The following is a 23,270-nucleotide window of genomic DNA, read 5'->3' on the forward strand; positions in this document are numbered from 1 at the left end:
AAACCCATCATTTGATGGGTTTTTGTATGTGACTTATTGACTAAAGAGATTACAGGCCTGCAGCGGCACGCAATGCTTCAGCTTTGTCAGTTTTTTCCCAAGGGAACTGAGAACGACCAAAATGGCCATATGAAGCAGTTTGTTGGTAAATCGGGTGTAATAAATCAAGCATTTTGATTAAGCCGTAAGGGCGTAAATCAAAGAATTCACGAACTAATTGAATCAATAATGACTCATCAACTTTACCTGTTCCAAAGGTTTCTACCATAATCGATGTCGGTTCTGCCACGCCGATAGCGTAAGAAACTTGGATTTCACAACGGTCTGCAAGGCCCGCGGCGACAATGTTTTTTGCCACGTAACGTGCTGCATAGGCTGCTGAACGGTCAACTTTTGACGGGTCTTTACCAGAGAATGCCCCACCACCATGGCGAGCCATACCGCCGTAAGTATCTACAATAATTTTACGGCCTGTTAAACCACAGTCCCCCATAGGACCACCGATAACAAAGCGACCCGTTGGGTTAATAAAGTATTTTGTATCTTTTGATAACCATTCTGCCGGTAGGACTGGCTTGATGATTTCTTCCATCACGGCTTCATGCAGGTCTTTTTGTTGAATATCTTCAGAATGCTGAGTCGATAAAACAACAGCGTCAATACCGACAATTTTATTATTGTCGTATTGGAAAGTAACCTGACTTTTTGCATCTGGGCGTAACCATGGCAATGTGCCATTTTTACGAACATCTGCTTGGCGTTGAACTAAGCGGTGTGCATAAGTAATAGGAGCAGGCATTAATACATCAGTTTCGTTGGTTGCATAACCAAACATTAGGCCTTGGTCACCGGCACCTTGTTCTGATGGGTCAACACGATCAACACCTTGATTGATATCGGGCGACTGTTTACCAATCGCACTTAAAACAGCACATGAATTGGCATCGAAGCCCATTTCGGAACTGGTGTAGCCAATTTCGCGAACAGTTTTGCGCGTGATTTCTTCAATATCAACCCAAGCACTGGTGGTGATTTCTCCCCCGACCATTACCATACCTGTTTTGACGTAGGTTTCGCAGGCAACGCGAGCTTTCGGGTCTTGTTCCAGAATAGCATCAAGTACTGCGTCAGAGATTTGATCAGCAATTTTATCTGGATGCCCTTCTGATACAGACTCAGAAGTAAAGAGATGTGTAGCCATGAGATTAATACCTTAAGAATTCGCAAATTTATAATTGGATGTTTTAACATCTAGACGGCTATTTTAGTCCCATACAGTAAAAATTTCTACCTGTATTTATATAAAAAACGAATAGAGACATAAAACAACCATTGGTAAAGTTTTATCGCAATTTAGTCATTTTGGTTTTGCTTTTTGAGCGCAATAGATGTATAAACTGCGACCGTAACGGATGGTTGTTATTTCCCGTTATATACCAGCAGAATAATATAAAATTTCTGCTATCTATCAGGAATGTTTATAAGCTTTTGAATTTCAATAAAAAATAAGGTGATATAGCTTAAATCAACAGGTCAAACTGCCAAAATAGTGCTACCACATTGAAATTTTAAAGGGGTAAACAGTTATATTGGGGGTTAATGGGTAATGATCCATAATCTACTGAATAACAGTATCCAACCGTCATATGCGGATCGCCGCGTGACTTTGGCATTTACTTTCCTGTCATTCTTTACTTCATCACGAAGTTACCGTCACATCTTTAATACACCTTCGGGGCTGAGTCATTAATCTGTCAGCTTAAGGTCGTATATTGTCACTGTTTAGAAGTTCTAAGCACTTTTTATTAAAATCTGAGTATTGCCGTTTCCCCGACATAACTGCCTTGCAGTGTTATGTCTTCACTGACATGCATCAGGAAGGAGAACGCGTCACTCACCCCTCCATAAAAGGAGTTTATTATGAATGATAATATCGCTCGCAAAATGCGTCAGACGTACAACATCGCGTATTGGGGTGGTGGTTACTATCAGGTGAATGAGCGCGGAAATGTCTGTGTTTGCCCGAACCCTGAGAACCCTGACACCTTTGTTGATTTAGCTGACCTCGTTAATCAGGTTAAAGAAGAGCAGGAGCATTTACGCTTGCCTGCACTGTTTTGTTTCCCGCAAATCTTGCAGCACCGTTTACGTTCAATAAACGCAGCATTTAGACGTGCACGTGAGTCTTATGGCTATAAAGGCGATTATTTCCTGGTTTATCCAATAAAAGTTAACCAGCAACGCCGAGTCATTGAATCACTGGTTAATTCTGGGGAACCGTTAGGGCTTGAAGCGGGTTCAAAAGCTGAATTAATGGCCGTTTTAGCGAACGCAGGTAAAACACAAACCGTTATCGTCTGTAATGGATATAAAGACCGTGAATATATCCGATTAGCATTAATTGGGGAAAAATTGGGTCACAAGGTTTACCTTGTTATCGAAAAAATGTCTGAGATTGAGATGGTATTGGCAGAAGCGGAAAGCTTAAATGTCACGCCACGCTTAGGGGTTCGTGCCCGTTTGGCTTCCCAAGGCTCAGGTAAATGGCAGGCAAGTGGCGGTGAAAAATCTAAATTTGGTTTGGCTGCAACTCAAGTACTGCAATTAGTGGAAATTTTACGCAATGCTAATCGCCTAGATAGCCTGCAGTTGCTTCATTTCCATTTAGGCTCCCAGATGGCTAATATTCGTGATATCGCAACCGGTGTCCGTGAATCAGCCCGTTTTTATGTTGAATTGCATCGCCTAGGAGTCAACATTCAGTGCTTTGATGTGGGTGGTGGCCTAGGTGTTGACTATGAAGGTACTCGCTCTCAATCCGATTGCTCAGTCAACTATGGCTTAAATGAATATGCCAACAATGTCATTTGGGCGATTGGGGATGCGTGTGAAGAGTTTGATTTACCACATCCAACGGTAATTACGGAATCAGGCCGTGCGTTGACAGCGCACCATACGGTGTTAGTGTCCAATGTGATTGGGGTTGAACGTAATGAATTTACCAAAACAACACCGCCTCATGAAGATGCGCCACGTTCATTAATTTCTTTATGGGAAACGTGGGAGTCAATGCAGCACCAAGGTAATAGCCGTTCATTACGCGAATGGTTGCATGATAGCCAGTTCGACTTACAAGAAGCGCACACTCAATATGCTCATGGTGTGTTAGATTTGACCCAACGTGCATGGGCAGAAGAGTTATACCTAAATATTTGCCGCCGCATTCAACAGGATTTAGATCCAAGCAATCGTGCTCATCGTCCGATAATCGACGAACTTCAAGAGCGCATGGCTGATAAGTTTTATGTGAATTTTTCCTTATTCCAATCGCTACCAGACTCTTGGGGAATTGACCAAGTGTTCCCAGTATTACCGATTGAAGGGTTAGATAAACCATTAGACCGTCGTGCAGTACTGTTAGATATCACCTGTGACTCAGACGGTATTATTGACCATTACGTTGATGGTGATGGCGTTGAAACCACAATGCCAATGCCTGCATATGACCCAGAAAACCCACCAATGATAGGTTTCTTTATGATTGGGGCATACCAAGAAATTTTAGGTAATATGCATAATCTGTTTGGTGATACCGCAGCAATAGATGTCTGGGTTGATAGCCAAGGTAATCTGCGTTACTTGCAAAGTGAAGAGGGCGATTCTGTGGCAGATATGCTGCAATACGTCAAATTAGTCCCAGAAGTCCTATTAGAAAGTTTCACAGAGCAAGTAAAAGGGACAGGCTTGAGTGAGCAACTGCAAAAAGATTTTGTAGAAGAATTCGAAAATGGCCTATATGGGTATACTTATTTAGAAGACGAGTAAATGCTCAATGCGCGTTATATTTCGCACCGTCGCGTTGTTGGCTGCATTTGCCAACCCTAGTCACATACTTGTGTATGCTCCTAGGGATTGGCTCATTTTGCCGCCTAGCGACAGCACGAACTATTTAGCGCATTAATATATGAGGCTAATGCATTCAATGTTCGTTATGTTTCAAGTGGTGGTGTAGCAACGCTCGGCTATTTGGGGCACATACTTGTGTATGCTCCTAGGGATTGGCTCATTTTGCCGCCTAGCCACAACATGAACTATTTAGCGCATAAATGCGTCATAGGGCGCTATATGTTTCATAGAGCATTAAGGTAGTGAACAGATAATAACTTTGTGCAAATAACATGATTTGTTTATTATTTATACTGCGCGAAGTTGATTTAGGTAAAACGATTCGAATCGAATATTAAAAGGGCTTGCTAACGGGCAGGCCTATTTTGAGGAACAGAAATGATTAATAGTACTTTAGGCAATCAAGTTGATAATTCACTGGTTTCTAACGCATTTGGTTTCTTACGTTTCCCGCTGAATTTTCAGCCTTATAGTTCAGATGCAGAGTGGGTGATCACCGGTGTACCCTTCGATATGGCAACTTCAGGTCGTGCAGGTAGTCGTCATGGGCCAGCCGCAATTCGCCAAGTTTCCACAAATCTTGCATGGGAAAGCCACCGCTGGCCTTGGAATTTCAAGTTAACAGACCGTTTGAATGTTGCTGACTGTGGTGATGTGGTATTTGCTTTTGGTGATGCACAAGATATGAGTGACAAGCTGCAAGCACACACTGAAAAACTACTTGAATCAGGTAAACGTTGCTTGACCTTTGGTGGTGACCATTTCGTTACACTGCCATTGCTGCGAGCTCATGCGAAACACTTTGGTAAAATGGCCTTAGTTCATTTCGATGCACACACGGACACCTATGGCAATGGTAGCAAATTTGACCACGGAACCATGTTCTATCATGCACCAAAAGAAGGTCTGATCGACCCAAATCATTCAGTACAAATTGGTATTCGTACCGAACATGACAGCGACAATGGCTTTACTGTATTGGATGCAGGTCAGGTGAATGATCGTAGTGTGGATGATATGGTTGCGCAAATCAAAGAGATTGTTGGCGACCTACCTGTTTACTTGACTTTCGATATTGACTGCCTTGATCCAGCGTTTGCGCCGGGGACAGGAACCCCTGTTATTGGTGGTTTAACGTCAGATCGTGCATTGAAATTATTGCGTGGAATACAGTCTTTAAACATCGTGGGTATGGATTTAGTCGAAGTGGCTCCGGCTTATGACCAATCTGAAATCACGGCACTCGCCGCAGCGTCTATTGCATTAGAAATGCTGTATATCCAAGCTGCTAAAAAATAAGTTATTTATATTTTACTGTATCAAGAAGCCACCGATTGGTGGCTTTTTTATATCCACAATTTATCTATGTGATTATTAATTATACTGAAAATGAAGGAATCGCACTTTTTGTTTATTGATTTGAGAATGATTTTTATTAACAATAATCTTGTAATTTACGTCTATATGCTTTTTTCTACGGTAAAAAAAATATATTCACCATGTTAATAGTGTAATATTTTTTATAAATATTAAATGTTAGAGTAAAATCATTGCTTTGTAACTTGTTGTTATTGTTGCTAACTTAATATTAAAGGTGAACTAGTCAATTTGGCTATTACTCAGTAGGAGATAAGTATGGCGTTAAATAATAAAGTTATTTTAGTTACTGGTGCAGCTCAAGGGATTGGCCGTGGTATCGCATTACGTTTAGCGAAAGAAGGGGCTGATATCGCACTGGTAGATTTGAAAAAAGACAAGCTCCAAGATGTTGCCAAAGAAATTGAAGCTTTAGGCCGTAAAGTAACAACATTTGCCGCAGATATCAGTCAACGTGACCAAGTTTTTGCTGCGGTGGCTCATGCAGAAGCTGAGTTAGGTGGTTTTGATGTAATGATTAATAACGCAGGGATTGCACAAGTTAAGCCAATCGCTGATGTTCGCCAAGAAGATATGGATTTAATCTTCAAAATCAACGTAGATGGAACCATGTGGGGAATTCAAGCCGCCAGTGAAAAATTCCAAGAACGTAAACAAAAAGGAAAAATCATCAACGCCTCCTCTATTGCAGGACATGATGGTTTTGCGATGTTAGGAGTTTACTCCGCTACAAAATTTGCGGTACGTGCATTAACTCAAGCGGCTGCAAAAGAGTATGCAAGTTCAGGTATAACTGTGAATGCTTATTGCCCAGGTATTGTTGGAACAGATATGTGGGTAGAGATTGATGAGCGCTTCTCTGAAATCACCGGTACGCCAAAAGGTGAAACCTATAAAAAATATGTCGAAGGTATCGCATTAGGTCGTGCGCAAACGCCAGATGATGTGGCTGGTTTGGTTACATTCTTAGCGAGCGATGATTCTGACTATATTACTGGTCAATCTATTTTGACTGATGGCGGGATTGTGTACCGTTAATTCACTTATGTGAATCTAGGATGTAAATAATAGCCGCGATGAATAACTCATCGCGGTTTTTGCTTATGTAGCGTGCTGCTGAATATCGGCTAAAATAGCTTCTGCTTGTGTCCAAAGTAGGGAGCCTCCCTCATCACTTAATAAATGATGTTGGCAATTGGGAAAACGGCTGGCTAATATTTTGCCAAAATCAGGGGAATGAACTGTGCTCATATCGAGTTCGCCATACCATAAAGAGACTGGCACGCGGGTCGTTTCAGGGGTGAATTCCCATTTCTGTAATGCAATTAATAAGTCTTGAACATAACCTTGGTTGCCTTGGGCGAAAGCACGTCGCATGCAATGGCTATATGCCTCAAGGAAATGTTCTTCATTATAGAGTTGCTGGTCTATTTCTGCGCTGCAATTAAGAATAAATGCTAATAACCACTCACCAGTGACATTTTTTAATAACCAATCAGACAGCGCTTTAGGGGTGTTAAGGGCTTGTTCTTGCATGTTCACAACATCAGCACTGAGTACCGCACGAGTTGCAGGGTATTCAAATTGGTCTTGTCCTGACACGATAGACAGTGAAATAGGTTGGCAATAGTGGGCGACGGCCATGGCAAAAACGGCGCCTTGAGAAAAACCGACAACTGAAAATTGAGTAATAGATTGTTCATCTAGTAGGGCTTGAACATCCATAGCAAAGCTTTTCAATGATTTTTCAGGGTGAAATGTTGACTCACCAAGACCCGCGCGTTCAGGAACAATTAAACGAATATTTAGTTTTTCCAGTAAATCCAAACCAAACCCTAATGAACCACTCATTCCCGCTCCAGTACAAAAAATAACAGGAAAACCTGTTTTAGGGCCTGATTCGAACCAGCAAAATAGACGGCTATCAGGTAATTTCATCGTGTGTTGATTCAGGTTGGTTAGTGGAACGTTATACATGGTGAATTCCTAACACAGAGCAGGTACAGATTGGGTGATAAGATAGGTCAGTTAATAATTATTAAAACTGGCATTGTTATAGTTACAATTTTAAAGTATTAAATAGGTAAAATGCAAAATATTAGCGTAATAAACATCAATTCATTAACAAAGAGAAGAGTAAAATGGCATTTTCCGAATCAGAAAAGCAGATTTTGTTGGCCGTTAAAGGTGTCGGTCCCATGGTGATTAGCCGCTTAGAACAAATGGGTTTTAGCTCACTCGCACAACTGAGTGAAGCATCTTACGATGAAATTTTAATTTCTGGTGCTGCATTGACAGGTTCAAGTTGCTGGAAAAATAGCCCGCAAGCAAAAAAAGCGGTAGAGGGGGCTATTTTAGCGGCTAAACAGGCGGTTAGGTCACCATCTTAATTAGTTTGATTTCTGGTTTTCCATTTTTTGCTGCGCAAGATATTAAGGACTTGTACTGCCATGGAAAAGAACATCGCAAAGTAGATATAGCCTTTTGATACGTGAACTTGAACACTTTCAAGTAGTAAAGTGAAACCAACTAGAATCAAAAACGATAAGGCTAAGATTTTTACGGAGGGGTAGCGCTCAACAAAGTCGCCAATGGGTTTGGCCGCAAGCATCATAATGAGTACAGCGATGACTACCGCTGCCATCATGATAAATAAGTGGTCTGATAGCCCCACTGCGGTGATCACGGAATCTAAACTGAAGATAATGTCTAATAAAGCAATTTGCACGATAGCGCCCCAAAATGAGCTCACTTTTTTATTTGCTAGATTATTTTCACTTTCCCCTTCAATCGTATCAAAAATTTCTTGGCTTGCTTTCCAAATAAGGAAGATCCCACCTGCGCATAATATGAGATCGCGAGCGGATACCACATGGTCTGCGACAGTGAAAAGCGGCGTGGTAAGGCGTGATAACCAAGCAATCGAAGCCAATAACGCAAGGCGCATCACCATTGCCGCAATAAGGCCTGTCCGTCTGGCACTATTTTGCTGGTGGCTTGGAAGCTTGCTCACCACAATACTGAGGAAAATAATATTATCGATGCCTAGGACAATTTCTAATATGGTTAGTGTGGCGAGTGCCATCCAAGCATTGGGGTCCAGTATCCATTCAAACATCTTAGTACCTTCTAATTAACAAATTAAACAGTGATAATAATTTATCGTCTGCTTTGGTACAGGCGATGGTTAGCGACTAACTTAGATTAAAATGCCGCGCTAACAGGGGCGCGGTAAAATCTTTTTTGAGATAAAAACCACGAGGTAGCGTCATAATCGGTTGACCGAACTCACCAATCGCTTCCGTTAGTGCCTTATTGTTTGCGGCCTTAGGGCGGATCTGTAATACCTGCCCATGGCGTGCAGTGATACTTTCCACTTTGCCTAATACAATGAGGTCCATTAGCTCTTCCCAATCTTGTCTTAGTAACTGTTCTTCAAAGGGAGATGGGCTCCAGATTAACGGGTTTGCGACTCTGCGTTGTGAGAGTGGAATTTGCCTTTCCCCTTCGATAGGAAACCATAAAATGCGGGATAGTTTGCGGCGAACATGGCTATTTTCCCATGTTAAGCCACTATTCCCCGTTAATGGCGCTACAGAAACAAAGGTCGTTTCGAGTGGAGCACCATAACGGTCAATAGGAATGGTTTTTAATTCAATCCCAATATGAGCGAAATCTTGCTCTGCCTTGCTTCCCGCACTCGCACCTAAATAATATTCCAATAGCATACCAACCCAGCCTTTATCTCGTTTGAGGTCAGGAGGGATAGGGATAGCAGCATGTTGGGCGAGCTCACCAAGCGTATAGCCAGCAAGGGCTTGCGCTCGACCCATTAAGGTTGCTTCGTTATCAGGTGGCGGTGGCGCAATAAATGGCATCATGGTTTGAATATTAATGTATAAAAAGTAGCCAGTGAAAATACATAGAACTGAAGAAGTATAACACTTTTTCTTTGATGTTTTTAACTATTTGATATATAGGGATATAATGTTATTTATTCATCCAGGTCATAAATTATAACAGAGGTTATTCAAGTTCATCCCAAGATAATCACAGGATCATGCACTAGGTTATCCACAGGATTTCTGGATAACTGTGAAAAATAGAGATTACTGTGTGTATTTACAGCCTTGACTAAACGGTTTTTATGACGAATATCACAAAATATGAGTAAGTTGAGCACATATCTTGTGGATAAATACAACGTTGTTTGATCTTTGCTCAGTTAAAGTCTTAAGTATTTTAGCTAGAAAAATAGCCAGTGGATAAAACGCTTTTTTGTTATTTACTTCTTTGATTTATCAATGATTATTTGACTATTCTTTTTTTTGATAAAAAAGTGGCTTGGGGATATACCCTGATTACCATGAGGTTGTTCACATGGATATCCACAGAAAAAGTGAATAACATCCTTATTATTCATTTTATCTGTTTATAACTATCATTATTTTGCTAGGTTATCCTCAGAGGGTTTAAACCATGCAGATTTAAAATCAAACCAGCCAAAGGTATTCATCCGTACGCCGCGCATGGTTTTTTGGCCTTGTAGTTCAAGCCAATGATGAAAAATAGGGTGGAAAATTTGCGAGTCAATTAAGCTTTCACACCAGGCTTCTACATCTAATTGGTTATTACGCCATAGATTAAGTTCATCGCGGAGAGTGTTATTAAGGCATTCGCTCAGTAATGGCATTTCGTACAAGGTAGCAAAGATAGAAAATTCAAGAGGTTTAAAAAAGTTAGCTGTTGCTAACCAAATATCACTTTGCCCATTGCCATTAAACCAATCATCATAATCAATGATATTAATCTTGAGCTCCACGCCTTGTGTCTGTAACACGCGTTTCATAATTTGGCTAATCGCATAGAACTCATGGTGGTTGCGATAAAAAGTAACAGTCAGCTCAGTCAAATCTTCAGGCTTAGGGAACAAGGTTAGCATTTTACTATGATGCCAATGGAGTAATAAGCCATAAGCTGGCGCCCAATGGCGCTGATAAAACGGTTCACAATGGGCAAGTAGGTTGACGGGTGTTAAAAAGCTACATAACCATTTACGGACATCTTCACGCTGAGCAACCGGTGAGCGCTGATCCATTAAGAGGAAATAGCAGCCTTCTTCCATGCGGCTTTCAAGTGAATCATTATGGTGCTTGTCACCATCCATTTTTAATGTTGTACAAACCATTTGTTCTGAAAGTTCAGGAACCACCCAAATGGTCACTTCATCTAGCAGTGCACGATAGCCAAAATAGCGGTCGAAAGCCGTGATAGTCAGCTTTTGTGGCAAGTTTTTTTCTACTTGATAGGGGCCAGTGCCGATAGGACAACGGCTAAAGTTTTCGAGGCTCTCCCACTCTTTCGGTAAAATAGCCGCATGATGACTGCCTAATAACCAAGGTAGCTGTTTATCAGGCTCACTTAACGTGATATCAATAACATAAGGTTGCGGTGAGCTGACGGATTGTATATGTGAAAATAGCGGCCAACAGGTTTTTAAGCGTAAAAGGGAATAGATAATATCGTCGGCAGCCATTTCTCTCCCATGGTGGAAATAAATAGCAGGGCGTAAATAGAAACGCCATTGGGTATCACTGATGGGTTGCCAATGGTGGGCAAGGCTATCTTCCACTTCCCCTTTTTCCTCATTTATATGGGTAAGGCCATTAAATATTTGACTCATCAAGTGAATTTCTGAGCGGCGCATGGGGGCGCCAGGAAGAAGTGTCGGGAAATCTCGATAATAAATAATCCGTAATAAATTCTTACCTTGTCGATAGCTGCGTTCCAGTTCAGACAATACCATTTGGCGAATGGTTTCCTTATCACCCACTAGGGCGACAAGTTTTTCAATACTTTCTTCTTTGAGTAGTTGTTCAGCCTGTGCCTGTTGTAGCTCTAAGCCATTAACATGAAAAATAAGGGCCGAGCGTTTTCCTCGACCAGACTCAGCCTGCCAACTGAGCCAACCTTGTGACTGCATATTATTAAGTAGCGTCCGAACATGACGGCGAGAGCAAAACAGCGTATCAGCGATATCTTGCAGAGTTGTTTCACTGTCTTGGCCCTGAAAGTGTTGCCAGAGACGAATGAACTGGGTTTGTAATCGTGAATTAGACATAAAAGAGGAACTCCGGCAAAAAATACATCAATTTTAATTTCCTAAAATCTCACGATAATAGAAGGCAGTAAGTAGCTCGTTTGGTCTGCATGTTGCAGGCCGACTCCCCCATTTAGAGTAATGGTGTTTATCACCGAGCCGGTTTTTACCGGCTTTTTTTTATTTTTTCGTCATATTTCGCACTGTCGCGTTGTTGGTTTCGTTCAGCTACTTGGGTCACATACTTATGTATGCTCCCCAAGATATCTTCTCTCACCGCCTAGCTACAGTGCGAACTATTTAGAAAAAATCGTTCAGTTAAAGGCAAAAATCTTATTTTGTTATTAATTATACAGGAAGATATTAACGGGGAAGTGATTTTGGATTGTAAATTTTTAATGATGGATGAATTCCGCATTTTTGGTGCGAAGTAGGCGGTTTAGTTGGATAATTAGAGCTAAAAGAGGAACTACGCCCACCAAAGTAGGCGTAGAAAAGGATTTACTGCATAAAGGATGGAATCTTGCTTTCAAAATCGGTGATCTGGTCGACATGCTGCAACGTCAAACCAATACTATCCAAGCCATTCATCATGCAGTGGCGGCGGAAGCTATCAATTTCAAAATGATAGGTTTTATCACCAGCAGTCACGGTTTGAGCTTCTAAGTCTACCGTAAACTGGCAACCTTCATGGCTATTAACATAGTTAAACAGCTCATCCACTTCAGCTTCACTTAATTTGATTGGTAATAATTGGTTGTTGAACGAGTTACCATAAAAAATATCAGCAAAGCTTGGAGCGATAACCACTTGAATACCAAAGTCAGTTAATGCCCAAGGTGCGTGCTCACGGGATGAACCGCAACCAAAGTTTTCGCGAGCTAATAAAATACTTGCCCCTTTAAAAACTGGCTTATTTAAGACGAAATCAGGGTTAGGTTGTTGCCCGTTCTCATCTAAAAAGCGCCAGTCATTAAACAAGTGTTGCCCAAAACCTGTGCGAGTCACTTTTTGCAAAAACTGTTTAGGGATAATGGCATCAGTATCCACATTGGCTGCATCTAAAGGAGCGACAATCCCGACGTGTGTAATAAACTTTTCCATCATTTTCTCCTTAGATTTGAATATCACGTACATCAGCAAAATGGCCATTAATCGCTGCGGCAGCTGCCATTGCTGGGCTAACCAAGTGAGTACGACCTGCGCGACCTTGGCGGCCTTCAAAGTTACGGTTACTGGTTGATGCACAGCGTTCGCCAGGGTTTAAGCGGTCATTATTCATCGCTAAACACATAGAGCAACCCGGTAAACGCCATTCAAAACCCGCTTCAATGAAAATTTTATCTAAACCTTCTTGCTCAGCTTGGGCCTTAACAGGGCCAGATCCCGGAACAACAATAGCTTGTACGCCATTAGCCACTTTTTTACCTTTTGCAATTGCAGCAGCGGCACGTAAATCTTCAATACGTGAATTCGTACATGAACCAATAAATACTTTGTCAATTTTGACATCAGATAATTTAATGCCAGACTCTAACCCCATGTAAGCTAATGCTTTTTCAGCGGAAGCTCGTTCAACAGGGTCTGCAAATGACTCAGGAGCAGGGATCGGCTGATTGATGGCAATCACCTGCCCAGGGTTGGTTCCCCAAGTGACTTGTGGCGCGATGCTACTTGCTTGAATAGTGATGACTTTATCAAATTGTGCATCATCATCCGTTTTTAATGTTTTCCAATAAGCAACCGCATCGTCCCATTGTTGGCCTTTAGGTGCAAATTGGCGACCTTTCATATAGGCAAAAGTGGTTTCATCCGGTGCGATAATTCCCGCTTTCGCGCCTAATTCAATTGCCATGTTGCATACCGTCATGCGGCCTTCCATGCTTAAGTTTTCGATAGCTTCACCACAAAACTCAACAATATAGCCAGTACCGCCTGCGCTGCCCGTTGTACCGATAATCGCTAAAACGATATCTTTTGCGGTAATACCTGCTGGAGCTTTGCCTACGACTTCAATTTTCATTGTTTTAGCGCGTGCTTGTTTCAGCGTTTGAGTCGCCATCACGTGCTCAACCTCAGATGTTCCGATACCAAAGGCTAATGAGCCAAATGCACCGTGTGTTGCGGTGTGGGAGTCTCCACATACAATGGTCATACCGGGTAAAGTAATACCTTGCTCAGGCCCCATCACATGGACAATACCTTGGTATGGGTGATTCAAATCATATAAAGTTACGCCAAACTCTTTACAGTTTTTCATCAACTCTTGCATTTGAATACGAGCCATATCGCCACACGCATTAATATCTTTGGTTTGCGTTGATACGTTGTGATCCATTGTGGCAAAAGTTTTACTTGGTTGATGTAAAGGACGTTTCTTAGTTCTCAAACCATCAAACGCTTGAGGTGATGTCACTTCATGTACCAAATGGCGATCGATATAAATCAAAGGGATTTCATTTTCGACCTCACGGACAACGTGGGCATCATACAATTTTTGATATAAAGTCTTGGCCATGTTAAACCCCTTCTACAATATAACGAGCAATAATATCGCCCATTTCACTGGTACTTATTGACTGACCTGCACCTGCTAAGTCTGATGTTCTAAAACCTTCTTCTAAGGCCTTATTGACCGCACGCTCGATTGCATCTGCTGCATCGGCTTGGTCTAAGCTAAATCTTAGCAACATGGAAGCAGATAAAATTTGTGCAATTGGGTTGGCAATATTTTTCCCAGCAATATCTGGAGCAGAGCCTCCCGCAGGTTCATACAAACCAAATCCAACTTCATTTAAGCTCGCAGAAGGTAACATGCCCATGGAACCGGTGATCATCGCACATTCATCAGAAATGATATCGCCGAACAAGTTAGAACATAACACCACATCAAACTGTGATGGGGCTTTGATCATTTGCATGGCTGCGTTATCGATATACATATGGCTGACTTCAACATCTGGATATTCTTTTGCGATTTGATTGACCACTTCACGCCATAAGACCGAGCTTTGTAACACGTTTGCTTTGTCGATTGATGTGACTTTGTTATTACGTTTGCGGGCTGATTCAAAAGCAATACGTGCGATACGCTCGATTTCATAGCGGTGATAAACTTCAGTATCAAATGCGTATTCTTCTTGGCCTTCACCTTTGCGGCCTTTTGGTTGACCGAAGTAAATCCCACCTGTTAATTCACGCACACAAAGAATATCAAAGCCTTGAGCTGCGATGTCTGCACGTAATGGGCAGAATGCTTCTAATGCTTGATATAAGCGAGCAGGGCGTAAATTACTGAATAATTTAAAATGCTTACGTAAAGGCAATAATGCACCGCGTTCAGGCTGGCTATCGGGTGGCAAGTGTTCCCATTTCGGCCCACCGACAGAACCAAATAAGACAGCGTCAGCTTCCTCACAACCTTTTACTGTGGCCTGTGGTAATGGCTCACCGTGCTTGTCGATTGCCGCACCGCCAACATCATATTCAGTGGTGTCGATTGTTATTGCAAAACGTTTGCTGATAGCAGCTAAAACCTTGTGAGCTTGCGCCATCACTTCTGGACCGATGCCATCTCCCGGTAATACGGCAATTTTATAACTAGACATTGTTAAACAGCTTCCTTTGTGTTTGATTGTGATTCTTGATTTATTTTTTGTTTTTCTTTTTCAACTTGCTCTGAGCGCCAAATGCTATTCAACACATGCACCATAGCTTTCGCTGAAGATTCAACGATATCTGTCGCTAACCCCATCCCGTGGAACTTACGGTTATGGCATTCAACCACGATATCCACTTGGCCTAATGCATTTTCACCGTGGCCTTTAGCTGACAACTGATAAGAGACTAACTTCATAGGGAATTGTGTAATGTTGCTGATAGCTTGGTAAATCGCATCAACGGGGCCATTACCGGTTGCAGCTTCAGATTTCACTTCATCACCACACTGCATTTTGACCGTTGCTGTCGCAACAATACTAGAGCCTGATTGCGTACTGAAATAGTCCATGACGAAGTGGTCAGTTTCATCTTGTTGTTTAGTAAAGAAAGCCAAGGCTTCTAAGTCATAGTCAAACACTTGACCTTTTTTATCGGCTAAATTCAAAAATGCAGTATATAATTCATCCAACTTGAAGTCTTTACCTTCGTGATACCCCATTTCCTCCATACGGTGCTTAACAGCGGCACGGCCTGAGCGTGAGGTTAAATTCAGTTGTTGTTCTTTTAAGCCAATGGACTCAGGCGTCATGATTTCATAGGTTTCGCGGTTTTTCAGTACGCCATCTTGGTGAATTCCTGATGAGTGAGCAAATGCGTTGCTGCCGACAACCGCTTTATTCGCTGGGATTGGTGTATTACATAATTGGCTAACTAATTGGCTGGTCCGGTAAATTTCTTTGTGATTAATATTGGTATGCACATTTAACATTTGCTCGCGCAATTTAATTGCCATAATCACTTCTTCTAATGCCGTGTTGCCAGCGCGTTCACCTAAGCCATTAATTGTCCCTTCTACTTGGCGGGCACCGGCTTGCACGGCACTGATTGAGTTAGCAACCGACATCCCTAAATCATCATGGCAATGAACAGAAATAACGGCTTTATCGATATTTGGCACACGGTTATACAAATCAGTGATAATTCCGCCAAATTGGTAAGGCGTTGTATAACCAACAGTATCTGGGATATTAATGGTGGTGGCACCCGCATTTATAGCTGTTTCAACAATGCGGCACAAATTGTCAGGGTCAGTACGGCCGGCGTCTTCACAGGAGAATTCAACGTCGTCGGTATAGCGTCTAGCGCGCTTGATGGAATTGATTGCCATATCCATTACGCCATCAAAGGATTTATTTAATTTTTTCTCCATATGCAAGTTGGAGGTGGCTAAGAAAATATGAATACGAAAGGCTTCAGCGACCTTTAATGACTCGGCTGCAACATCAATATCATTTTCAATACAACGTGCTAATGCACAAATTCGGCTATTTTTGATTTCTCTGGCAATGGTTTGAACGGACTCGAAGTCACCTGGTGAAGAGACTGGGAAACCGGCTTCAATGATATCAACGCCTAAACGTTCTAACGCAAAGGCGATTTGTAATTTTTCTTTGACTGATAAACTAGCCTGTAATGCCTGCTCACCGTCGCGTAAGGTGGTATCAAAGATAATGACTTGGTTGCTCATATTGTGTTCCTCATATCGAATTTTGTTTTTACTGAGTGTTATGTTCTTCCAAAGCCGCAGGCATAAAAAAACCCGCGGTTGCGCGGGTTCTTAATGTTTGTGGACAGTTTGTTTCTATTTTTCGTCCATAAGCATACCGCGCAAATTTAATGCGAGTAGTAGTAGGCTTAGTAGGCGAATAGAAAATGTCATTGCAACCGTCTCTCTTGAGTATCTTAATTAAACTGTATTTATTGATACGTTATCTTAAAGTTAATGTCAATCATAGATTTTTAGCATATTTTTACCAATCATGAATTATGGCTTTTAGTTGGTGGTTGTTGCTATTTTTTTGGTGTAACTCTTCTGTTTTGTCTGGATTTTTATGTAATTATAAGGGTAAAATTCTTCAATCAGGCATTGTCTAAGTATTGATTGGGTTTAATGTGTTGAATTTTATGATGTTTTTCTGTTTTCCTATGAGTTGAAGTTCAACGCAAGGAATGAATCACCTACACCAATGCTTTTTAATTAAGTTAATTATCTAATAAATGAGTATTTAAAAAATAATCTGATAATGAGGATATTTATTGATTCTAAATACGATTTATTATGATTTCTTGCAAAAATTGCTTTATTATTTTTACGGTGAGTGATTGCAAGTCTAATTAGTAGTTATCACTCATTATTTTGATGAATATTTACGTTTTATGATGATATTTATACTGCAAGTTTAATTAATAGGTTAAGTAATATAAACGTCGTTTTAATAAATGCAGGGAAAGCGAAATAGCTTATTATCTATAAGTTGTTTTAAGAATAATATTTAATGAATTTATATATTCGTCGGTTTCTTTAGATGAATGACTCTTTTCGTTAATGAAAAATGATAAATATATTAGTGGAGTAAAAAATGACTGATTTTGATACAATTTCAACAGCTAAAAAAGATAGTAGCGATATTCATTTACGTAATGTTGATCTTAACCTATTAACGGTTTTTGACGTGGTTATGCAGATGCAAAATGTGACAAAAGCTGCGCAAGTTCTAGGGATGTCTCAGCCTGCAGTAAGTAATGCGGTTTCACGTTTAAAATCAATGTTTAATGACGAGTTATTTGTGCGGTATGGGCGTGGTATTCAGCCGACATCGCGTGCTAAACAATTATTTGGGCCTATTAGGCAAGCATTACAATTAGTTCATAATGAATTACCTAGCGCAGGTTTTAACCCACAAAACAGTGATCGGGTATTTAATTTATCTATCTGTTCACCGTTAGATATTCGCCTAGCTGCTATTATTGTCGAAAAATTTAAGGTAGTTTCGCCTAATATTAATATAATCATTCATTCTTTTATGGGTGATAAAATTGCTCATCAATTAAAATACCAAGAAATGGATTTCTTCCTTGGCTATAATCAATTAGAAAAGACGGAATTTCAACATCAGGTTTTATTTGACGATGAATTAGTATTAGTGGTGGCAAATCATCATCCACGTATTGGTAATTCAATTTCTGAAACTGAACTAAATAATGAACGCCACGCTATTATGTCAATGGATAACATGGGGTCATTTAGTAAACCTTATTATAATAATACTGAGTTATCGCATACGGTTAGTTATCAAGGGACTGACTTAAATAGTGTATTGAGTATTGTTGCTCAAACTGATCTCGTGGCTATTGTGCCAAAATGGTTAGTTAATCATCACGTTGGGCAACTTAAATTACGTACGTTAACGTTACCTTGGCTTAAGGATACACTGCCTTGTTACTTAACTTGGCATGAATCAACGGTTAGGGATAAAGGCCATCAATGGATGAAGTCTCAATTCAATCAATTGATTGAGGAACTCTCTGAACAGCCTGTTGCGGCATAATACGCCTATTTAAAATATTAGAGGTTGCAGGCTATCTCGAACTGATGAGAAAGAAATAGCTCATTTTGTTAAGGGACAATAACAAATGAAATTGTCCCTTAAGGCCAACAACCTCTATATTTCTGCAAACGTGCTTATAACAAAATATACATGCCAACAAGCTGATTAACTCATTATCGTAGGTGCTATGGTGAGTTTTGTAGCAGACATAACATTTGCAAAAAATTTACATATAAATGCTTTTCACGCATCTCTTTAGTCGATACACTGCGAATATTCAGCTAACACTTGTAAGCTGAAATAATAAGAATGGTTAAGTGCTTGTGAATGTGCCGAGTAGCTTATATCGATAATGACTTATAGGGAATAAACTTTGATTACTGAAAATCTATATCCATACCACTTGGTTAATCGCTTACGTAGCAGGGTTACTGCACAAGAATCAGCGAACCGGATAGCTTTCAGTCAATGGGATAACGGGCAACGTAGCTCATTAACGTGGGGGGAGGTTGGCGATCGCACTTCAGCAATTTCTCGACACCTCTTAGCATTAAACGTTATCGCACAAGAAAATATTGGGTTATTTGCCCACAACAGTATGAATTGGTCATTAGTGGATTTTGCCGCGTTACAAATTAGGGCGGTCACGGTGCCACTTTATGCGACTAGCAGTGTCGAGCAAGCTGCGTATATTATTAACGACGCAAATATTAAAGTGTTATTTGTTGGGGAAGAGGCGCAATATCAAGTTGCATGCCAATTACCCGCTCTTTGCCCTCAATTAATCACGATTGTTGTGATGAATGACAATGTTAAGTTGGCTGATATTTCAATCAACACCATGCATTTATCCACGTTTATGGCGCAATCACAAACCGCATACCAAGCAGAACTGGATGAACGCATCGCTGCGCATAATCTCAGTGATTTATTTACCATCATCTATACATCAGGTACTACCGGAGAACCCAAAGGCGTTATGTTGGATTACTACAACATGGCTGCGCAGCTGTATCTCCATGACGAACGATTACAACTCACCGCTGATGATGTTTCTTTAAGTTTTTTACCACTTTCACATGTTTTTGAACGTGCGTGGAGCTTTTACGTTATGCACGTTGGAGCACTAAACGTTTATTTAACGGATACCAATCAGGTTCGGGAAGCATTAGCTGAGGTAAAACCGACAGTAATGTGTGCGGTTCCACGTTTTTATGAAAAAGTTTATTCAGCAATACACAGTAAAGTGGCAAAAGCACCTTTAGTACGTAGGGCACTATTTCGCTGTGCATTATCCCTTGGCAGAAGCCGAGTGAAAGCCTTAGCAAAAGGCCGCAAACCCTCTTTTATTAACCGCGCTATTTTCCCGATGGTCGACAAACTGGTCCTCAATAAAATTCGTGAAGGGTTAGGGGGGCGAATTCGGTTCATGCCAGCTGCAGGTGCCCGTCTTGATGACGATGTGATTGCATTTTTCCTTTCTGCAGGGGTAAACATTAAATACGGCTATGGTATGTCAGAAACCTGTGCCACGGTATCTTGCTGGGAAGAAGGGAAATACCCATTAGGCTCGATTGGTACACCACTATCTTCTGTTTCAGTACGTATTGGTAAAGACGATGAAATACAAGTAAAAGGGCCGGTGGTTATGAAAGGCTATTACAACCGCCCGATTGAAACCTTAGATACATTTACAGCGGATGGCTGGTTAAAAACAGGTGATGCAGGGAAAATTGACGAACAAGGTAATTTATATATTACAGATAGACTAAAAGATTTAATGAAAACGTCTAATGGAAAATATATTGCACCGCAGATGATTGAAGGCGTATTAGGGCAAGACAAGTTTATTGAACACATCGCAGTCATTGCCGATGCTCGTAAGTTTGTTTCAGCGCTTATTGTGCCTTGCTATGACAGCTTAGAAGAATATGCCCATTCAATAAACCTGAAATATCGAGATCGTTTAGAACTCTTAAAAGACTCGAATATTGTGGCATTATTCGAAAGTCGCTTAAAAGATTTACAAAAGAATATCGAAAATTTCCATCAAGTTAAGCGTTTTACATTGCTACCAACCACATTTTCAATGGAAAAAGGTGAATTAACGCCGACTTTAAAGCTACGTCGTAAAATCATTTCTGAGCGCTATCAATTAGAAATTGAATCGATGTACAAAGAATAATTTACCATTTAATTATCTGGCTTACCTGTATTATGGGTAAGTCAGGTCTTGTTTTTGTTCTGTTTTTATTTATTCATTCAAATAATAGCTCAATATTAAAAATTGTAACGGTTCCAACTAATTAAAGTTGCACTGTTTTTTCATTCATGCCAGTCATTTTTCCTTCTATTATTTTCATACGTAGTCAATTTATCTATCAAATTCCCATGTTCAAGATGATGTGAAAGTTTCGTGAACCTTGCACTGAAATGGTGTTTGCTTCGTTTCAGCCGGAGAGATATGTTAATAGTACGAATTTCACTATTTAAATGATAAAAATAAAGAGGTAGAGCATACCTCTTCACTTGCAAATAATGTCTGGGGGCAAACTCATGGAGATGTTGTCGGGAGCGGAAATGGTCGTCAAATCGTTGATTGACCAAGGAGTAAAGCACGTGTTTGGTTATCCAGGCGGTGCCGTATTGGATATTTATGATGCACTTCATACTGTTGGCGGGGTAGAACACATATTAGTGCGTCATGAACAGGCTGCGGTGCATATGGCTGATGGTTATGCACGTTCAACAGGAGATGTTGGGGTCGTGTTAGTGACATCGGGGCCAGGGGCAACGAATGCGATTACGGGTATTGCGACATCTTATATGGATTCAGTACCGATGGTGGTGTTATCGGGGCAGGTTGCCAGTTCGCTAATTGGTAATGATGCGTTTCAAGAATGCGACATGGTTGGGATTTCAAGGCCAATAGTAAAGCACAGTTTTTTAATTAAAAGCGCAGAAGAAATTCCTGAAACCATCAAGAAAGCTTTTTATATTGCGGCAAGTGGGCGTCCTGGGCCTGTAGTCATTGATTTCCCTAAAGACACCGTTAACCCTGCCTTGAAGTTTGCTTATCGTTATCCAGAAAATGTTTCTTTACGTTCTTATAACCCAACGCTGCAAGGCCACAAAGGTCAAATCAAAAAAGCGTTAACTAAATTAGTTTCGGCAAAAAAACCGGTTTTTTATATTGGCGGGGGAGCGATTAACGCGAATTGCTCTGCTGAACTTATTGAGTTGGCAGAAAAACTACAATTACCAGTAGTATCAACCTTAATGGGGTTAGGAGCTTTCCCAGAAACTCACAAGCAGTCTGTCGGGATGCTTGGAATGCATGGAACCTATGAAGCTAATAAGGTTATGCATAACTCAGATGTGATTTTTGCTGTTGGTGTTCGTTTTGATGATAGAACAACGAACAACTTAGAAAAATACTGCCCAAATGCGACTGTTATCCAAATTGATGTTGATCCAACGTCTATCTCAAAAACGGTTAATGCGGACATCCCAATCGTGGGTGATGCGAAACTTACATTAAAGCAAATGTTAGGTCAGTTAGACCAGGCTTCAGCAAAACAAGATAACCAAGCGCTCACTGCATGGTGGAAAGAAATTGAACAGTGGCGTAGTAAACAATGTTTACGTTACGAAACCAGCCCAACAAAAGTTAAGCCACAACAAGCTATTGAAATGATTTACCGTTTAACGAAAGGTGAAGCGTATGTGACATCTGACGTCGGGCAGCACCAAATGTTTGCCGCATTATATTATCCCTTTGATAAACCTCGTCATTGGATAAATTCTGGAGGTCTTGGCACGATGGGCTTTGGTTTACCTGCTGCATTAGGGGTGAAATTAGCGCATCCAAAATCGACAGTTGTTTGTGTGACCGGGGACGGCAGTATCCAAATGAACATTCAGGAGCTTTCAACAGCCCTGCAATATGGTTTACCGGTTTTAGTACTCAACTTAAACAATGGTTTCTTAGGCATGGTAAAACAATGGCAAGATATGATTTATCAAGGCCGCCATTCGCAATCCTACATGCAATCATTGCCTGATTTCATCAAGTTAGCGCAAGCTTATGGCCACGTTGGTATTTCGATAACAACACCTGATGAGCTGGAAGAAAAACTAAAACAAGCCCTTGTTGAAGTAAATGAAAATCAGCGATTAGTCTTCGTTGACGTAAATATTGATGAAACTGAGCACGTTTATCCAATGCAGATCCGTGGCGGCGCAATGGATGAAATGTGGTTGAGCAAAACAGAGAGGACCTGATCATGCGTCGTATTTTATCCGTTTTATTAGAAAATGAATCAGGTGCTTTGTCCCGTGTCATAGGTCTGTTCTCTCAGCGTGGTTATAATATTGAAAGTTTGACCGTGGCGCCAACGGACGATCCAACATTGTCACGTATGACTATCCAAACTAAAGGGGATGCAAAAGTTCTTGAGCAAATTGAGAAACAATTGCATAAATTGGTTGATGTGCTGCGTGTCAGTGAGCTGACGGCGTCAGCACATATTGAACGTGAAATCATGTTAGTGAAGCTACAGGCCTCTGGATATGGGCGTGATGAAGTGAAGCGCTGTGCGGATATTTTCCGTGGACAAATTGTTGATGTAACCCCAACGCTTTATACCGTTCAGCTAGCGGGAACAAGCGAAAAACTGGATGCTTTTATCGAATCAGTGCGTGGTGTTGCTGAAATTGTTGAAGTTGTACGCTCAGGGATCGTCGGAGTTTCACGCGGTGATAAAATTATGCGATGAAAAATTTATCTTCCGAAGGTAGAATAATCGCGTTTAAGGCCCCGAATGATTCGGGGCTAT

The 23,270-nt window shown here is 40.9% G+C and carries 18 protein-coding genes; 9 read left to right on the forward strand and 9 right to left on the reverse strand.

From position 1 onward, the window contains the following. Window positions 1-49 precede the first annotated feature (49 nt). Window positions 50-1,201, reverse strand: coding sequence for a methionine adenosyltransferase (gene metK / locus FVA72_RS06425; protein WP_004262078.1), 1,152 nt, complete (start codon window positions 1,199-1,201; stop codon window positions 50-52). Window positions 1,202-1,606: 405 nt separating this feature from the next. Here metK and FVA72_RS06430 point away from each other — a divergent pair, with 405 nt between their 5' ends. The 4 genes from FVA72_RS06430 (at window position 1,607) to FVA72_RS06445 (ending at window position 6,321) form a co-directional block, all read left to right on the forward strand. Beyond that, window positions 1,607-1,750, forward strand: coding sequence for a hypothetical protein (locus FVA72_RS06430; RefSeq protein ID WP_164455279.1), 144 nt, complete (start codon window positions 1,607-1,609; stop codon window positions 1,748-1,750). A 170-nt stretch (window positions 1,751-1,920) separates the two neighbouring features. Next, window positions 1,921-3,825: a biosynthetic arginine decarboxylase gene (gene speA / locus FVA72_RS06435; protein WP_004262076.1), complete on the forward strand. Its 1,905-nt coding sequence runs from the start codon at window positions 1,921-1,923 to the stop codon at window positions 3,823-3,825. 459 nt (window positions 3,826-4,284) lie between these two features. Continuing rightward, complete coding sequence (gene speB / locus FVA72_RS06440; protein ID WP_110592169.1) at window positions 4,285-5,205, forward strand: agmatinase; 921 nt, start codon at window positions 4,285-4,287, stop codon at window positions 5,203-5,205. 336 nt (window positions 5,206-5,541) lie between these two features. After that, window positions 5,542-6,321 carry an acetoin reductase gene (locus FVA72_RS06445; RefSeq protein ID WP_110592168.1) on the forward strand — a complete coding sequence of 260 codons (780 nt, stop codon included), beginning with the start codon at window positions 5,542-5,544 and terminating at the stop codon, window positions 6,319-6,321. Window positions 6,322-6,384: 63 nt separating this feature from the next. Here the strand turns inward: FVA72_RS06445 and FVA72_RS06450 are convergent, their stop codons facing one another. After that, window positions 6,385-7,260: an alpha/beta fold hydrolase gene (locus tag FVA72_RS06450; RefSeq protein WP_004262070.1), complete on the reverse strand. Its 876-nt coding sequence runs from the start codon at window positions 7,258-7,260 to the stop codon at window positions 6,385-6,387. Between the two features lie 164 nt (window positions 7,261-7,424). On the opposite strand from FVA72_RS06450, the gene FVA72_RS06455 reads away from it, so the two are divergent. Beyond that, window positions 7,425-7,673 carry a hypothetical protein gene (locus FVA72_RS06455; RefSeq protein ID WP_004262067.1) on the forward strand — a complete coding sequence of 83 codons (249 nt, stop codon included), beginning with the start codon at window positions 7,425-7,427 and terminating at the stop codon, window positions 7,671-7,673. Here FVA72_RS06455 and FVA72_RS06460 read toward each other — a convergent pair. From FVA72_RS06460 to leuA, 7 genes are all read right to left on the reverse strand, one after another. Then, on the reverse strand, window positions 7,670-8,401 hold the full coding sequence (locus FVA72_RS06460) for a TerC family protein (RefSeq protein ID WP_004262066.1): 732 nt from the start codon (window positions 8,399-8,401) through the stop codon (window positions 7,670-7,672). The two genes, FVA72_RS06455 and FVA72_RS06460, sit on opposite strands and share 4 nt — an antisense overlap. A gap of 76 nt (window positions 8,402-8,477) precedes the next feature. Beyond that, window positions 8,478-9,161: a DNA mismatch repair endonuclease MutH gene (gene mutH, locus FVA72_RS06465; protein ID WP_036958529.1), complete on the reverse strand. Its 684-nt coding sequence runs from the start codon at window positions 9,159-9,161 to the stop codon at window positions 8,478-8,480. 566 nt (window positions 9,162-9,727) lie between these two features. Further along, on the reverse strand, window positions 9,728-11,404 hold the full coding sequence (gene sgrR / locus FVA72_RS06470; RefSeq protein WP_110592167.1) for an HTH-type transcriptional regulator SgrR: 1,677 nt from the start codon (window positions 11,402-11,404) through the stop codon (window positions 9,728-9,730). Window positions 11,405-11,884: 480 nt separating this feature from the next. After that, complete coding sequence (leuD, locus tag FVA72_RS06475; RefSeq protein ID WP_071585891.1) at window positions 11,885-12,490, reverse strand: 3-isopropylmalate dehydratase small subunit; 606 nt, start codon at window positions 12,488-12,490, stop codon at window positions 11,885-11,887. A gap of 7 nt (window positions 12,491-12,497) precedes the next feature. Beyond that, complete coding sequence (gene leuC, locus FVA72_RS06480; protein WP_004913219.1) at window positions 12,498-13,901, reverse strand: 3-isopropylmalate dehydratase large subunit; 1,404 nt, start codon at window positions 13,899-13,901, stop codon at window positions 12,498-12,500. A 1-nt stretch (window position 13,902) separates the two neighbouring features. After that, window positions 13,903-14,991 (reverse strand): 3-isopropylmalate dehydrogenase, encoded by a 1,089-nt coding sequence (leuB, locus tag FVA72_RS06485; RefSeq protein WP_110592166.1) that lies wholly within the window; start codon window positions 14,989-14,991, stop codon window positions 13,903-13,905. Between the two features lie 2 nt (window positions 14,992-14,993). Further along, window positions 14,994-16,571: a 2-isopropylmalate synthase gene (leuA, locus tag FVA72_RS06490; RefSeq protein ID WP_004262054.1), complete on the reverse strand. Its 1,578-nt coding sequence runs from the start codon at window positions 16,569-16,571 to the stop codon at window positions 14,994-14,996. An 892-nt stretch (window positions 16,572-17,463) separates the two neighbouring features. On the opposite strand from leuA, the gene leuO reads away from it, so the two are divergent. From leuO to ilvN, 4 genes are all read left to right on the forward strand, one after another. Then, window positions 17,464-18,432 carry a transcriptional regulator LeuO gene (leuO, locus tag FVA72_RS06500; RefSeq protein WP_110592165.1) on the forward strand — a complete coding sequence of 323 codons (969 nt, stop codon included), beginning with the start codon at window positions 17,464-17,466 and terminating at the stop codon, window positions 18,430-18,432. Between the two features lie 373 nt (window positions 18,433-18,805). Then, the gene (locus tag FVA72_RS06505) at window positions 18,806-20,617 is read left to right on the forward strand and encodes an AMP-dependent synthetase/ligase (RefSeq protein WP_110592164.1); all 1,812 of its coding nucleotides are present in this window, start codon (window positions 18,806-18,808) and stop codon (window positions 20,615-20,617) included. Window positions 20,618-20,988: 371 nt separating this feature from the next. Continuing rightward, window positions 20,989-22,716, forward strand: a complete 1,728-nt coding sequence (gene ilvI / locus FVA72_RS06510; RefSeq protein ID WP_110592163.1) for an acetolactate synthase 3 large subunit — start codon at window positions 20,989-20,991, stop codon at window positions 22,714-22,716. A gap of 2 nt (window positions 22,717-22,718) precedes the next feature. Continuing rightward, the gene (gene ilvN / locus FVA72_RS06515; protein ID WP_004262045.1) at window positions 22,719-23,210 is read left to right on the forward strand and encodes an acetolactate synthase small subunit; all 492 of its coding nucleotides are present in this window, start codon (window positions 22,719-22,721) and stop codon (window positions 23,208-23,210) included. The last annotated feature ends 60 nt before the right edge of the window (window positions 23,211-23,270 follow it).

Source organism: Providencia sp. PROV061 (assembly GCF_011045655.1).
Lineage (GTDB): Bacteria > Pseudomonadota > Gammaproteobacteria > Enterobacterales > Enterobacteriaceae > Providencia > Providencia hangzhouensis.

Excerpts from the sequence above, each read along its gene's own strand:
- FVA72_RS06450 (WP_004262070.1), bottom strand. The coding sequence starts at position 7,260 with ATGTATAACGTTCCACTAACCAACCTGAATCAACACACGATGAAATTA.
- leuO (WP_110592165.1), top strand. The coding sequence starts at position 17,464 with ATGACTGATTTTGATACAATTTCAACAGCTAAAAAAGATAGTAGCGAT.
- metK (WP_004262078.1), bottom strand. The coding sequence starts at position 1,201 with ATGGCTACACATCTCTTTACTTCTGAGTCTGTATCAGAAGGGCATCCA.
- ilvN (WP_004262045.1), top strand. The coding sequence starts at position 22,719 with ATGCGTCGTATTTTATCCGTTTTATTAGAAAATGAATCAGGTGCTTTG.
- leuA (WP_004262054.1), bottom strand. The coding sequence starts at position 16,571 with ATGAGCAACCAAGTCATTATCTTTGATACCACCTTACGCGACGGTGAG.
- mutH (WP_036958529.1), bottom strand. The coding sequence starts at position 9,161 with ATGCCATTTATTGCGCCACCGCCACCTGATAACGAAGCAACCTTAATG.
- speA (WP_004262076.1), top strand. The coding sequence starts at position 1,921 with ATGAATGATAATATCGCTCGCAAAATGCGTCAGACGTACAACATCGCG.
- FVA72_RS06455 (WP_004262067.1), top strand. The coding sequence starts at position 7,425 with ATGGCATTTTCCGAATCAGAAAAGCAGATTTTGTTGGCCGTTAAAGGT.
- sgrR (WP_110592167.1), bottom strand. The coding sequence starts at position 11,404 with ATGTCTAATTCACGATTACAAACCCAGTTCATTCGTCTCTGGCAACAC.
- leuC (WP_004913219.1), bottom strand. The coding sequence starts at position 13,901 with ATGGCCAAGACTTTATATCAAAAATTGTATGATGCCCACGTTGTCCGT.
- FVA72_RS06460 (WP_004262066.1), bottom strand. The coding sequence starts at position 8,401 with ATGTTTGAATGGATACTGGACCCCAATGCTTGGATGGCACTCGCCACA.
- FVA72_RS06445 (WP_110592168.1), top strand. The coding sequence starts at position 5,542 with ATGGCGTTAAATAATAAAGTTATTTTAGTTACTGGTGCAGCTCAAGGG.
- leuD (WP_071585891.1), bottom strand. The coding sequence starts at position 12,490 with ATGATGGAAAAGTTTATTACACACGTCGGGATTGTCGCTCCTTTAGAT.
- FVA72_RS06430 (WP_164455279.1), top strand. The coding sequence starts at position 1,607 with ATGATCCATAATCTACTGAATAACAGTATCCAACCGTCATATGCGGAT.
- leuB (WP_110592166.1), bottom strand. The coding sequence starts at position 14,991 with ATGTCTAGTTATAAAATTGCCGTATTACCGGGAGATGGCATCGGTCCA.
- speB (WP_110592169.1), top strand. The coding sequence starts at position 4,285 with ATGATTAATAGTACTTTAGGCAATCAAGTTGATAATTCACTGGTTTCT.
- ilvI (WP_110592163.1), top strand. The coding sequence starts at position 20,989 with ATGGAGATGTTGTCGGGAGCGGAAATGGTCGTCAAATCGTTGATTGAC.